Source organism: Pseudomonas sp. 13B_2.1_Bac1 (assembly GCF_025466155.1).
Classification (GTDB): domain Bacteria; phylum Pseudomonadota; class Gammaproteobacteria; order Pseudomonadales; family Pseudomonadaceae; genus Aquipseudomonas; species Aquipseudomonas aylmerensis.
In genome coordinates this window covers 79,990-92,541 of the sequence record NZ_JANLOH010000115.1, presented here as the reverse complement: position 1 = coordinate 92,541, position 12,552 = coordinate 79,990, and the positions used below count along the sequence as shown (strand labels likewise).

Genomic DNA, 12,552 nt, shown 5'->3' with positions numbered 1-12,552 from the left:
GGCTGAAAACCGACGCTAGTCTTGGGCCGCACAGCAGGATTTTCCTGCTTCCCTTGGCCTTCGACACGGATGACGACGGTAATGCTTGCCTGTCCGACTACCTGCTTTTTGAATGCGGCGCCCAGGCACCAGCGCGGCACTACATTGATCGAGGTGCTGATGGCGGTGCTGATTCTCGCCGTCGGCCTGCTCGGTGCGGCAGTGATCCAATTGAACGCGCTCAAGTACACCGACAGTTCGCGGATGACCAGCCAGGCCAGTTTCATCGCCTACGACATGCTCGACCGAATTCGCGCCAATGCCGGTGCCGATTACGCTTGGCGCGCTGGGGCGAGTGTGCCGGCCAGTACCGCAAACGCCAGCGTGCGCGATCTGGATCTGCATGACTTCGAGGCGAATATTCGCGGTTTCGCCGGGGAGAGCGCGACGGGTTCGGTGGTGATCGGCGCCAATGAGGTGACTGTCAGCATCAGTTGGAACGATCAGCGCGGCACGCATGCCCCGGGTGCGCGCGAAACCTTCACCCTGACCAGTCGCATGGAGGCCGCACAGTGAGGAGGGACGCACGCGGTTTCAGCCTGGTGGAATTACTGTTAGCCCTGGCCGTCGGGCTGGTGCTGATCCTCGGCGTGAGCCAGGTGGCGATCAGCTCGCGAACGACCTCTGCCAGTCAGCAGGCGGCGATGTTGCTGCAGGATGATGCGCGGTTTGCCCTGGGCAAGTTGATCCAGGACATTCGCCAGGCCGGCATGTTTGGCTGCCTGGCGACAGCGGTTATCGAGAATGCCCCGCCGGCCTTTGATCGGCCTGTCGCCTGGAGTGCCGTGGGCGCCTCAAAGTCGCTGACGTTGATCACCGCTGATATCGCAGGTGGCAAACCCGACTGGACGGTGCTGTCCGACTGCACCGGCACTGCCCATGCCTACTCCGCCAGCGCACCTGCGCCAACGCCTGGGCAAATCTCTTTTGCGCTACGCCAGCTTACCTACACCTTTGAGGCGGGGCAGTTGAAGGTCAGCACGCCCGCTGCGCCGGCCAAGGCGGTGCTGGTGGATAACGTGCAGCGTTTCGAAATCAGTTTTGGCGTGGCCGACAGGTTGGACTCATTGACGGTGGCGCGCTACGACGACAGCCCGGTCGACGCTGCCTTGATACGCAGCGTGCGCATCCTGATGACGCTGCAAGACCCGACCGGCCGGGTCAAGGATCAAACCTACAGCGTCGCGGTGGCGCTGCGAAACCGTGTGGGGTAGGGCGGCCATGGTGTTTTCTCGTCAAGGCGGCATGGTGCTGTTGATCAGCCTGGTGTTTCTGCTGCTGTTGTCGCTGGTCGGTTTGTCATCGATGCAGATGGCTGTGACTCAGCAAAAGATTGCCGCGAGCCTCTGGCATCGCAACCAGTCACTTCAGACGGCTGAAAGTGGCTTGAGGCTGGGAGAGTCAAGGGTGCAGCGGGAGTTCGCGGGGTTGGCGCCGTGCCAATCGTTCGTCACCTGTGCGCCCCCCGGTGAGGCGTTCTCGGTGACAGGTGCTGGCGTGAATCCCGTGTCGGGCGTGAATTGGGCCGGCCTGAAAAGTGGTCTCTACGGTGTGCAATCCCTGGGGACTGGCGTGGGGGTGGCGCATTTGCCGGCGCAAACCCCGGCCACCTTGTACCGAGTGACCGCGGTCGGGTTCAGTGGCCAATCGCGTACGGTGCTGGAGAGTGTGTATGTGCGGGTAGAGGAGGACGGGCGGTCGTGGTTTCGGCGAGTGGCCTGGCGACAACTTCAATAAGGAGTAGAGGGATGGACATGGATAGCCAGGGTTTTACCCTGATCGAGTTACTGATCGCCGTGGCGATCATCGCGCTTCTGGCCGGTATCGCTTACCCCGGGTACGCCGGTCATGTGAAAAAGGTCTATCGCGCCGAGATCGTCGCGCTCTTGACCGAGCAGGCTCAGTACCTGGAGCGCTTTTATGCGAGGAACGGTACTTTTATTGACGTAAGCGGCGTCAGTACGGGCAATGATCGCTATAGAATCACCGCAGCATTGAACCCTCAGGATTACCGCCTGGTGGCTACGCCTGCCGTCGACTCTGGAATGGCCGGCGATCCCTGCGGTGACTTCAGCCTGACCAGCAGCGGTGCGCGGGCCAACCCTGGCGCCAAACCCGCCATGTCGCGCAAGACATGCTGGGGGCAATGATGAGAGTGCTGGATGATTGGGCGCCGGGTGCGCTTGTTCCTATTTATCGGCTGGATCAAATGATGGCTAAGCAACAGCAAGTGGTGATTGTCGGTGGCGGTGTTATCGGCTTGTTGACGGCGTACAACCTGGCGACGCAAGGGCAGGCGGTGGTGCTGCTGGAGCGCGCGGGCGTGGGGCAGGAGTCTTCCTGGGCCGGCGGTGGCATTGTTTCGCCCTTGTACCCATGGCGCTACAGCCCGGCGGTCACTGCGCTGGCCCATTGGTCCCAGGATTTTTATCCACAGCTGGCCGAGCGGCTGTATGCGGCAACGGGCGTTGACCCGGAGGTGCACACCACGGGGTTGTACTGGCTCGATCTGGATGATGAGGCCGAGGCCCTGGCCTGGGCGGCACGTGAAGGTCGGCCGTTGAGCAAAGTGGATGTGTCCGCTGCCCACGATGCCGTCCCGGTACTGGGCGGCGGCTATGCCCGGGCGATCTACATGGCCAACGTGGCCAATGTGCGCAACCCGCGGTTGGTCAAATCGCTCAAGGCGGCACTGTTGGCGTTACCGGGTGTGACGATTCACGAGCAATGCGAGGTGTCCGGTTTTATCCTCGAGGATGGCGATGTCGTGGGCGTGAACACCGCGGATGGCCCGATCCATGGCGATCAGGTCGTGCTGGCGGCGGGGGCGTGGAGTGGTCAGCTGCTCGGTACGCTGGGGTTGGCGTTGCCGGTGGAGCCGGTCAAGGGACAGATGATTCTGTACAAATGTGCCTCGGATTTCCTCTCGAGCATGGTCCTGGCCAAGGGGCGCTATGCGATTCCCCGGCGCGACGGGCACATCCTGATCGGCAGCACCCTGGAGCATGAAGGCTTCGACAAGACGCCAACCGACACTGCGTTGGAAAGCTTGAAGGCGTCGGCGGTGGAGCTGATTCCAGCCTTGGCAGATGCCGAAGTGGTGGGGCACTGGGCCGGTTTACGCCCCGGCTCTCCGGAAGGTATTCCGTATATCGGCCAGGTGCCGGGCTTTAATGGCCTATGGCTCAACTGCGGGCATTACCGCAATGGCCTGGTGCTGGCGCCGGCGTCCTGCCAGCTGTTTGCGGATTTGTTGCTGGAGCGAGCGCCGATCATTGATCCAGCACCCTACGCGCCCGCTGGTCGCCTCAACGCTGGATAGACTTCGGCCCCTGTTCCAGATGCGCCTGGGTGCAATACCACTCCTGGCGTGAGCTGAGGGCGCGATCCTGCGGCAGGTGCACGCCGCAATGTGCGCAGCGCACCATCAGGGCTGCGCCCGGTTCGCCGGGGCGTTGCTGTCTGGCGGTCGGGCTTTTGAATTTGCGCCAGAACCATACCGCGGCAGCAATGACGGCAATCCAGAACAGTAGACGAACCATGATGGGCAGTTTCTCGATGAGTAATGCGCCAGTTTAGCCAAGGACGCGACAGGCGCACAGCGCAATAATGCTGGTGCATAAAAAAGGGAGCCCCGTGGGGCTCCCTTTTGCGTTGCGTCGACTGAATCAGTCGAACACACCGAAGGTCATGTAGCTGAACCACGAGCGGTCCTGGTTGTTGCCCAGGGCCTGCGGCTCTTGCTCTTCGATCACGTCGCCGTTCTCGTCGTGTGGCTTGAGGTCCGAAGGGATCGCGTCCTTGGCGTCCTGGTACTGCTTGATCACGTCCTGGTTGGCGCGGGTTTCGCCCGGCGGCAGCGGCGGACGGGACTCGATCAGGCCCAGGGTGTATTTGCTCAGCCACGAACGGTTGTCGGCTTCGGCAACCTGAGGCACGAACTGGCCATCCTTCAGGCTTGGGTGGTCAGGGTAGTTGAGCTTGAGGGTTTCCAGGCTGGTGCTGGCCAGGTCGTCCAGGTGCAGGCGCTGGTAAGCCTCGGTCATCACTGCCAGGCCATCACCGACCGAAGGGGTTTCCTGGAAGTTTTCCACGACATAACGACCACGGTTGGCTGCCGCTACATAAGCCTGACGGGTCAGGTAGTAGTGAGCCACGTGAATCTCGTAGGAAGCCAGCAGGTTGCGCAGGTAGATCATGCGCTGCTTGGCGTCCGGCGCGTAGCGGCTGTTGGGGAAGCGGCTGGTCAGCTGGGCGAACTCGTTGTAGGAGTCGCGGGCAGCGCCCGGGTCACGCTTGGTCATGTCCAGCGGCAGGAAGCGCGCCAGCAGGCCGACGTCCTGGTCGAACGAGGTCAGGCCCTTCATGTAGTAGGCGTAGTCGACGTTCGGGTGCTGCGGGTGCAGGCGGATGAAACGCTCGGCGGCGGACTTGGCAGCTTCCGGCTCGGCGTTCTTGTAGTTGGCGTAGATCAGCTCGAGCTGGGCCTGGTCGGCGTAGCGCCCGAACGGATAGCGCGACTCCAGTGCCTTCAGCTTCGCTGTGGCGCTGGTGTAGCTATTATTGTCCAAGTCTTTCTGAGCCAGTTGGTACAACTCGACTTCGCTCAGGTTTTCGTCGACGACTTCCTTTGTTGACGAGCAAGCAGCAGTCATGGCGAGGATGGCGATCAGCAGCAGGTGTTTCACTTGCATGGCGGCTTGCGTCCCTATGACGGCCGCTGTCTTGGGCGGGGCCGTCCTGTTATGATGAGCGCCCCGTTGAAAGCCTCGGGGCAAAAGACGCCGTATTTAACCACAAGCGCGCAGCCGAAACCAAAGGCTGTGCCACGCCTAGTCTGAGCATGTCCGATAAAATTGAACTTCGCGCAGAGGTGCCGTCCGAATTGGGCGGCCAACGCCTCGATCAAGTCGCCGCACAATTATTCGCTGAGCACTCGCGCTCGCGCCTTTCCGCCTGGATCAAAGACGGCCGCCTGACTGTGGATGGAGCGGTTATCCGCCCGCGAGACATAGTGCATGGCGGTGCGATTCTTGAGCTGACTGCCGAGCAGGAAGCCCAGGGAGAATGGGTCGCCCAGGACATCGAGCTGGATATCGTCTATGAAGACGATGACATCCTGGTCATCAACAAACCCGCAGGCCTGGTGGTTCACCCGGCGGCCGGGCACGCTGATGGCACCTTGCTCAATGCCCTGTTGCACCACGTGCCGGACATCATCAATGTCCCGCGTTGTGGCATCGTGCACCGCCTGGACAAGGACACTACCGGCCTGATGGTGGTGGCCAAGACCATCCAGGCGCAGACACAGCTGGTGACGCAATTGCAGAGCCGCAGTGTCAGCCGGATCTACGAGTGCATCGTGATCGGCGTGGTGGTGGCGGGTGGCAAGATCAACGCCCCAATCGGTCGCCACGGCCAGCAGCGCCAGCGTATGGCGGTAATGGAAGGTGGCAAGCAGGCCGTCAGCCACTACCGTGTGCTGGAGCGTTTCCGGTCCCACACCCATGTGCGGGTCAAGCTGGAAACCGGGCGTACCCACCAGATTCGTGTGCACATGGCCCACATCAACTTCCCGTTGGTCGGCGACCCGGCCTACGGTGGCCGCTTCCGCATTCCGCCGGCGGCCAGTGCGACCATGGTTGATTCGCTGAAAAACTTCCCGCGCCAGGCACTGCATGCACGTTTCCTGGAGCTGGATCATCCGACGAGCGGTAAGCGGATGAGTTGGGAATCGCCTCTTCCAGACGATCTAGTCTGGTTGCTGTCGCTGCTCAAGCAGGATCGCGAGGCGTTTATCGGATGAGTGACTGGCTGATTCCTGACTGGCCCGCGCCGGCTCAGGTCAAGGCCTGCGTCACCACCCGTGCGGGCGGCGTCAGCCTGGCGCCGTTCGACAGTCTCAACCTGGGCGATCATGTCGAGGACAGCCTGGAGGCTGTACTCGAAAACCGCCGTCGCCTCACTGATGCCTTCGATATCCAGCCCGCCTGGCTGCGTCAGGTCCATGGGGTGAAGGTGGTCGAGGCGAATCCTGGAGTGACCGCCGAAGCCGATGGCAGTTGGAGCAGTACGCCCGGCATCGCCTGCACGTCCATGACCGCCGATTGCCTGCCCGCATTATTCTGCAACCGTGCCGGCACGCGTGTCGCAGCAGCCCATGCCGGCTGGCGTGGCCTGGCAGCGGGTGTGCTCGAAGCCGCCTTCGAAAGCCTGGATACCGAGCCCGGTGAGGTGTTGGTGTGGCTGGGCCCGGCCATCGGTCCACAGGCCTTTGAGGTCGGCCCGGAAGTGCGTGAGGCCTTTATGCAGCAACTGCCGGTTACCGCCGAAGCCTTTGTGCCGAGCCGCAATCCAGGCAAGTTCATGGCCGATATCTACCAGTTGGCCCGCCTGCGCCTGGCGGCACGTGGCATCACCGCGGTTTATGGGGGCGGCTTCTGCACCGTCACCGACCCGCGCTTCTTTTCTTACCGGCGCAGCCCCCGCACCGGTCGTTTTGCCTCCCTTATCTGGCTTGAACGCTAGACTCTGTTGATCTGGGTCAACGCTGATCCATATCAACCGTCGGTCGCTTGAATCTTCCAGAATCCACCCCATCTATAGGGGTATCTGGCAGGTTTCTTCATTCAGGATGTGTTTATCGCGAGCAAGCTCGCTCGCACATAGCTCCGGCCTGCTCAAAAGGAAGGTGACTAATGCGTATAGATCGTTTAACCAGCAAATTGCAGTTGGCCTTATCGGACTCTCAATCGTTGGCGGTGGGCCTCGACCACCCGGCCATCGAGCCTGCGCACTTGATGCAGGCGCTTCTGGATCAGCAAGGTGGTTCTATCAAGCCCTTGCTGATGCAGGTGGGCTTTGACGTCAACAGCCTGCGCAAGGAGTTGAGCAAAGAGCTCGACCAATTGCCGAAAATCCAAAACCCTACCGGCGACGTGAACATGTCGCAGGACCTGGCACGTCTGCTCAACCAGGCCGATCGCCTGGCCCAGCAGAAAGGTGACCAGTTCATTTCCAGCGAGCTGGTATTGCTCGCCGCCATGGACGACAACAGCAAGCTTGGCAAATTGTTGCTGGGCCAGGGCGTGAGCAAGAAAGCCCTGGAAAACGCCATCAACAACCTGCGCGGCGGCGAGGCGGTCAACGACCCAAACCATGAGGAATCGCGCCAGGCCCTGGACAAGTACACCGTCGACCTGACCAAGCGCGCCGAAGAAGGCAAGCTGGATCCGGTGATCGGCCGTGACGATGAGATTCGTCGCACCATCCAGGTCCTGCAGCGTCGCACCAAGAACAACCCGGTGCTGATCGGCGAGCCTGGCGTGGGTAAAACCGCGATTGCCGAAGGCCTGGCCCAGCGCATCATCAATGGTGAAGTGCCGGACGGTCTCAAAGGCAAGCGCCTGTTGTCCCTGGACATGGGCTCGCTGATCGCCGGTGCCAAGTTCCGTGGTGAATTCGAAGAGCGCCTCAAATCCCTGTTGAACGAGCTGTCGAAGCAGGAAGGGCAGATCATTCTGTTTATCGACGAACTGCACACCATGGTCGGCGCCGGTAAAGGCGAAGGCTCGATGGACGCAGGCAACATGCTCAAGCCCGCATTGGCGCGGGGTGAGTTGCATTGCGTGGGTGCCACGACGCTCAACGAGTACCGCCAGTACATCGAGAAAGACGCAGCCCTGGAGCGGCGTTTCCAGAAAGTGCTGGTGGAAGAGCCGAGCGAAGAAGACACCATCGCGATCCTGCGTGGCCTGAAAGAACGCTATGAGGTCCACCATAAGGTGGCGATTACCGACGGCGCGATCATTGCGGCGGCCAAATTGAGCCATCGCTATATCACTGACCGGCAGTTGCCGGACAAGGCCATCGACCTGATCGACGAAGCGGCCAGCCGCATCCGCATGGAGATCGACTCCAAGCCGGAAGTGCTCGACCGTCTGGATCGGCGCCTGATTCAACTGAAAGTCGAATCCCAGGCCCTGAAGAAAGAAGAGGACGATGCGGCGAAGAAACGCCTGGAAAAACTTCAGGAAGAAATCGTCCGCCTCGAACGCGAATACTCGGACCTCGAAGAAATCTGGACCTCGGAAAAGGCCGAAGTACAGGGCTCTGCCCAGATCCAGCAAAAGATCGAGCAGTCGCGTCAGGAGTTGGAAGCGGCGCGCCGCAAAGGCGACCTGAACCGCATGGCCGAGTTGCAGTACGGGGTAATCCCGGACCTGGAGCGCAGCCTGCAGATGGTCGACCAGCATGGCCACAGCGAGAACCAGCTGCTGCGCAGCAAAGTGACCGAGGAGGAAATCGCCGAAGTCGTCTCCAAGTGGACCGGCATCCCGGTGTCGAAGATGCTCGAAGGCGAGCGCGACAAGTTGCTGAAGATGGAGCACCTGTTGCACCAACGCGTCATCGGCCAGGAAGAGGCGGTGGTCGCGGTGTCCAACGCGGTGCGGCGTTCCCGGGCCGGCTTGTCCGACCCGAACCGCCCAAGCGGTTCGTTCATGTTCCTCGGCCCGACCGGCGTGGGCAAGACCGAGCTGTGCAAGGCCTTGGCCGAGTTCCTCTTCGATACCGAAGAGGCCATGGTGCGGATCGATATGTCCGAATTCATGGAGAAACATTCGGTGGCCCGCTTGATCGGTGCGCCACCAGGCTATGTGGGCTACGAGGAGGGCGGTTACCTGACCGAAGCCGTGCGGCGCAAGCCTTACTCGGTGATCCTGCTGGACGAGGTCGAGAAGGCCCACCCGGATGTGTTCAACATCCTGCTGCAGGTGCTGGAAGATGGCCGTCTGACGGACAGCCACGGGCGTACCGTGGACTTCCGCAATACGGTGATCGTGATGACCTCCAACCTGGGCTCGGCGCAGATCCAGGAGTTGGTGGGTGATCGCGAAGCGCAGCGTGCTGCAGTGATGGACGCACTGACCACGCACTTCCGTCCGGAATTTATCAACCGGGTCGATGAAGTGGTGATCTTCGAGCCTTTGGCGCGGGATCAGATCGCGGGCATTACCGAGATCCAGTTGGGTCGCTTGCGTGGCCGCCTGGCCGAGCGCGAGCTGTCGCTGGAGCTGAGCCGCGAGGCGTTGGACAAACTGATCGCGGTCGGTTACGACCCGGTGTATGGCGCACGGCCGTTGAAGCGTGCGATCCAGCGCTGGATCGAAAACCCGCTGGCGCAGTTGATCCTGTCGGGCAGCTTCATGCCAGGCACCAGCGTCACGGCGACGGTGGAAAACGACGAAATCGTCTTCCACTGAGCCCGGCCTGTATGGCGATAAGAGGAGGCCCCGCATTGCGGGGCCTTTTTTTTCGATAGGGCGTTGAACTGTAAGGCAAAGGCTTGTAAAGTGCGCCCCGCAGCAACGTCAGCCCACGGGTTTCTTCTCCCCAAGAAGAAATCAGAAAGAAGCGCAAATCATTGTCTTAAAAGCAATTTAAAGGGTTGACAGGGGTTTTTAAGATTGTAGAATAGCGCGCCTCAGAGACATGAACGTAGCGATACGGACGGGTCGAAGAGAAGGTTACACCGCAGCAAAAGTTGTACTTTGAAATATGTAGTTCCGTGATAGCTCAGTCGGTAGAGCAAATGACTGTTAATCATTGGGTCCCAGGTTCGAGTCCTGGTCACGGAGCCAATTTCAAACCGGGGTATAGCGCAGTCCGGTAGCGCGCCTGCTTTGGGAGCAGGATGTCGGGAGTTCGAATCCCCCTACCCCGACCATATTTGGGTCGTTAGCTCAGTTGGTAGAGCAGTTGGCTTTTAACCAATTGGTCGTAGGTTCGAATCCCACACGACCCACCATTTTTGAGACCAGTTAACGCTGGAATCGAATCTTAAGATCAGAGGCCAAAAGCGCTGATCGAAGAAGGCGACTGAAAGGTCGCCTTTTTTTTACCGGGGTATAGCGCAGTCCGGTAGCGCGCCTGCTTTGGGAGCAGGATGTCAGGAGTTCGAATCCCCTTACCCCGACCATATTAAAAATCCCCGTATCGAAAGATACGGGGATTTTTTTTGCCCGAAATTCAACCTCTGTACGAGCCGGCGCAATTCCCATGTGGGAGCTGGCAGCCAGCGCAATTCCCCTGTGGGAGCGGGCTTGCCCGCGAAAGCGTTGTATCAGCGACGGCTTAGTCGACTGACCCACCGCCATCGCCAGCAAGCCAGCGCCCACAGGGTTGTGAGGTATCAGTGCAGCTTGAGGCGCGGCTCGGTCCCGCGTCCGATCTTGCTGCCCAGCATCAGCATCGCCGTGCGGAAGAAGCCATACAGCGCCATCTGGTGCATGCGGTACAGCGACACATAGAACATCCGCGCCAGCCAGCCTTCGAGCATCACGCTGCCGGTGAGGTTGCCCATCAGGTTACCTACCGCCGAGAACCGCGACAGCGAGATCAGCGAGCCGTAGTCGGTGTACTTGTAGGACGGCAGGTCCTTGCCCTCGATCCGCAGCTTCAGCGACTTGGCCAGCAATGAGGCCTGCTGGTGAGCCGCCTGGGCGCGTGGCGGTACATTACGGTCAGTGCCCGGTTGCGGGCAGGCGGCGCAATCGCCAAAGGCGAAGATATTTTCGTCGCGGGTGGTCTGCAGCGTCGGCAGCACTTGCAGCTGATTAATGCGGTTGGTTTCCAGGCCATCGATATCCTTGAGGAAGCCAGGCGCGCGAATACCGGCTGCCCACACCTTGAGGCTGGCAGGAATCACCTGGCCGCTGCTGGTGATCAGCGCGTCGGCCGTCACTTCGCTGACCGCCGAGTTGGTCAGCACGGTCACCCCAAGTTTCTCCAGGGTTTTATGCACGGGTCCGCCGATACGCTCCGGCAGCGCGGGCAATACCCGTGGGCCGGCTTCGATCAGGGTGATGTGCATGTTTTCCGGCTTGATCCGGTCCAGGCCGTACGCTGCCAGTTCGTGGGCGGCGTTATGCAGCTCGGCGGCCAGTTCCACGCCGGTGGCACCGGCGCCGACGATGGCGACGCTGATCTGTTCAATGGTATCGGTCTGCCCGGCATGGGCGCGCAGGTAGTGGTTGAGCAATTGCTGATGGAAGCGCTCGGCCTGCTTGCGGGTGTCGAGGAACAGACAGTGTTGCGCGGCGCCTTCGGTACCGAAGTCGTTGGTGGTGCTACCGACTGCAATCACCAGGCTGTCATAGCCCAGCACGCGCGCGGGCACCAGCTCACGGCCCTCTTCATCGAGGGTGGCGGCCAGCTGGATTTTTTTCTGCTCACGGTCGAGTCCGCTCATGCGCCCCAGTTGGAACTCGAAGTGGTTCCATTTGGCCTGGGCGACGTAATTGAGTTCGTCTTCCGAAGAGTTCAGCGAGCCGGCAGCCACTTCGTGCAGCAACGGCTTCCAGATATGGGTCAGGTTGGCGTCTACCAGCGTGATGCTGGCGGTGCCGCGCTTGCCCAGAGTCTTACCCAGGCGGGTAGCCAACTCCAGGCCGCCGGCGCCGCCGCCGACGATAATAATACGATGGGTCATGGGGATATCTCGCAAGGCTAAAAGAAATCGGAGCAGTTACCCCCGCGAGCGCCAGGCAGCTCATAGCGTCAGGTAACTCAAAAGGCGGCTCAGCAATCCGAGCCCGATCACCGCCACCAGCACCACACCAAGGAGCAGCCACGGCCGGAAAGGCTTGCGCTCGACTCGGTTCTGGGAGAGTTGCAGGTACTCTTCGACATGCTGTTGGTCATCGGGGTTCAGGCGGCTGGTCATAAAGGCCTCGTCAGGTAGACGTTGCAAAAGGGCGCCACGTTACAGTCGGGAAGTGGGCGGTCTCGCCACAAGCGTAGCCTGTGCCTGCTTCACAGGCTGATACCCACGTCGAACACTATGCTGCGCCCCAGGTTGTTGCGCAAGAAATCCGGTGCATCCGGATGCGCGAACAATACCCGCGCAAATGTCGGCCCAACCAGCGACAGCGAGCGCCAGCCCTGGCGCAGGTATTCGGTAGGCGGCGGGAAGTGGCTGTTGAGGTCCAGCACTTCGCGTTTGAGGCTGGTGAAGGCAACGATGTCCAACTCGCCCAGGTCCATCCCGCGTTCCTTGTAGTTATGGGCCTTCTTGCGCAGGGTCGGCGCCAGGCGCAGCAGGAATTCGTGGGCGGGAATACGCCGAGGCTTGGCTTCGCGCCGCACCAGTTGGCTGAGGGAAAACGCACTGCGCCGGCGCAGCAATTCGTCGCGCCATTCGTCGTTCAGGCGCCGTCCCTCATCCAATACGAAAAACACTTCGAAACTGGCATCGCGAAACAGCACGTCCGGCGGTTCCTGCCCGGCGGCATGAAACTCCTCGGCGCGATAAGGCACATTCAAGCCTTGCAGCAGGCGCTGGCAGACCCAACGCTCACGCTCCCATTTGCGGGCATTGGACAGGAACGCATTGGCTTGTTCGGCCGCTACGGTGAGCAGGCGCAAATAATCTGAGTCATCCATGCTTGCAGCTTAGCGTCCAAATGATGACCGCAGGAAGTCCCGCTGCAAAAGGTCGGTGTAGACTGGCCA

Annotated in this window: 13 protein-coding genes and 4 tRNA genes; 12 read left to right on the top strand and 5 right to left on the bottom strand. The window is 60.9% G+C overall.

The window, feature by feature from the left end; genetic code table 11:
• Positions 1-81: 81 nt before the first annotated feature.
• The 5 genes from pilV to thiO all read left to right on the top strand — a co-directional run bounded on the left by pilV (position 82) and on the right by thiO (position 3,361).
• Positions 82-555 (top strand): type IV pilus modification protein PilV, encoded by a 474-nt coding sequence (pilV, locus tag NTD80_RS30320; protein WP_262135846.1) that lies wholly within the window; start codon positions 82-84, stop codon positions 553-555.
• Complete coding sequence (locus NTD80_RS30315; RefSeq protein WP_262135845.1) at positions 552-1,253, top strand: PilW family protein; 702 nt, start codon at positions 552-554, stop codon at positions 1,251-1,253. The genes pilV and NTD80_RS30315 overlap by 4 nt, the downstream gene beginning before the upstream one ends.
• A gap of 7 nt (positions 1,254-1,260) precedes the next feature.
• Complete coding sequence (locus NTD80_RS30310; protein ID WP_262135844.1) at positions 1,261-1,776, top strand: PilX N-terminal domain-containing pilus assembly protein; 516 nt, start codon at positions 1,261-1,263, stop codon at positions 1,774-1,776.
• Positions 1,777-1,787: 11 nt separating this feature from the next.
• A complete protein-coding gene (locus NTD80_RS30305) occupies positions 1,788-2,189 on the top strand; it encodes a type IV pilin protein (RefSeq protein WP_262135843.1) in 402 nt (133 codons plus the stop codon).
• A 62-nt stretch (positions 2,190-2,251) separates the two neighbouring features.
• Positions 2,252-3,361 (top strand): glycine oxidase ThiO, encoded by a 1,110-nt coding sequence (thiO, locus tag NTD80_RS30300; RefSeq protein ID WP_262135842.1) that lies wholly within the window; start codon positions 2,252-2,254, stop codon positions 3,359-3,361.
• Here thiO and NTD80_RS30295 read toward each other — a convergent pair.
• Complete coding sequence (locus tag NTD80_RS30295; protein WP_065900562.1) at positions 3,348-3,581, bottom strand: PP0621 family protein; 234 nt, start codon at positions 3,579-3,581, stop codon at positions 3,348-3,350. The genes thiO and NTD80_RS30295 overlap by 14 nt on opposite strands.
• A 126-nt stretch (positions 3,582-3,707) precedes the next feature.
• Entirely contained in the window at positions 3,708-4,733 is a 1,026-nt protein-coding gene (locus NTD80_RS30290) for an outer membrane protein assembly factor BamD (RefSeq protein WP_262135841.1), read from the bottom strand.
• A 149-nt stretch (positions 4,734-4,882) separates the two neighbouring features.
• Between NTD80_RS30290 and rluD the strand changes: the two genes are divergently transcribed.
• From rluD to NTD80_RS30255, 7 genes are all read left to right on the top strand, one after another.
• Positions 4,883-5,845 carry a 23S rRNA pseudouridine(1911/1915/1917) synthase RluD gene (gene rluD / locus NTD80_RS30285; protein ID WP_010213248.1) on the top strand — a complete coding sequence of 321 codons (963 nt, stop codon included), beginning with the start codon at positions 4,883-4,885 and terminating at the stop codon, positions 5,843-5,845.
• Positions 5,842-6,567 carry a peptidoglycan editing factor PgeF gene (pgeF, locus tag NTD80_RS30280; protein WP_262135840.1) on the top strand — a complete coding sequence of 242 codons (726 nt, stop codon included), beginning with the start codon at positions 5,842-5,844 and terminating at the stop codon, positions 6,565-6,567. Before rluD ends, pgeF begins: the two co-directional genes overlap by 4 nt.
• 170 nt (positions 6,568-6,737) lie before the next feature.
• Positions 6,738-9,302 (top strand): ATP-dependent chaperone ClpB, encoded by a 2,565-nt coding sequence (gene clpB / locus NTD80_RS30275; protein ID WP_065900568.1) that lies wholly within the window; start codon positions 6,738-6,740, stop codon positions 9,300-9,302.
• Between the two features lie 302 nt (positions 9,303-9,604).
• Positions 9,605-9,680: transfer RNA gene (locus NTD80_RS30270), tRNA-Asn, on the top strand.
• Positions 9,681-9,689: 9 nt separating this feature from the next.
• Positions 9,690-9,766: transfer RNA gene (locus tag NTD80_RS30265), tRNA-Pro, on the top strand.
• Positions 9,767-9,771: 5 nt separating this feature from the next.
• A tRNA-Lys gene (locus NTD80_RS30260) sits at positions 9,772-9,847 on the top strand.
• Positions 9,848-9,941: 94 nt separating this feature from the next.
• Positions 9,942-10,018: transfer RNA gene (locus NTD80_RS30255), tRNA-Pro, on the top strand.
• A 213-nt stretch (positions 10,019-10,231) separates the two neighbouring features.
• Here the strand turns inward: NTD80_RS30255 and NTD80_RS30250 are convergent.
• The 3 genes from NTD80_RS30250 to NTD80_RS30240 form a co-directional block, all read right to left on the bottom strand.
• Positions 10,232-11,530 carry an NAD(P)/FAD-dependent oxidoreductase gene (locus tag NTD80_RS30250; protein WP_065900570.1) on the bottom strand — a complete coding sequence of 433 codons (1,299 nt, stop codon included), beginning with the start codon at positions 11,528-11,530 and terminating at the stop codon, positions 10,232-10,234.
• A gap of 60 nt (positions 11,531-11,590) precedes the next feature.
• Positions 11,591-11,764 (bottom strand): DUF3094 family protein, encoded by a 174-nt coding sequence (locus NTD80_RS30245; RefSeq protein WP_064450648.1) that lies wholly within the window; start codon positions 11,762-11,764, stop codon positions 11,591-11,593.
• A gap of 89 nt (positions 11,765-11,853) precedes the next feature.
• Entirely contained in the window at positions 11,854-12,483 is a 630-nt protein-coding gene (locus tag NTD80_RS30240; RefSeq protein ID WP_010213242.1) for a DUF1780 domain-containing protein, read from the bottom strand.
• Positions 12,484-12,552 lie beyond the last annotated feature (69 nt).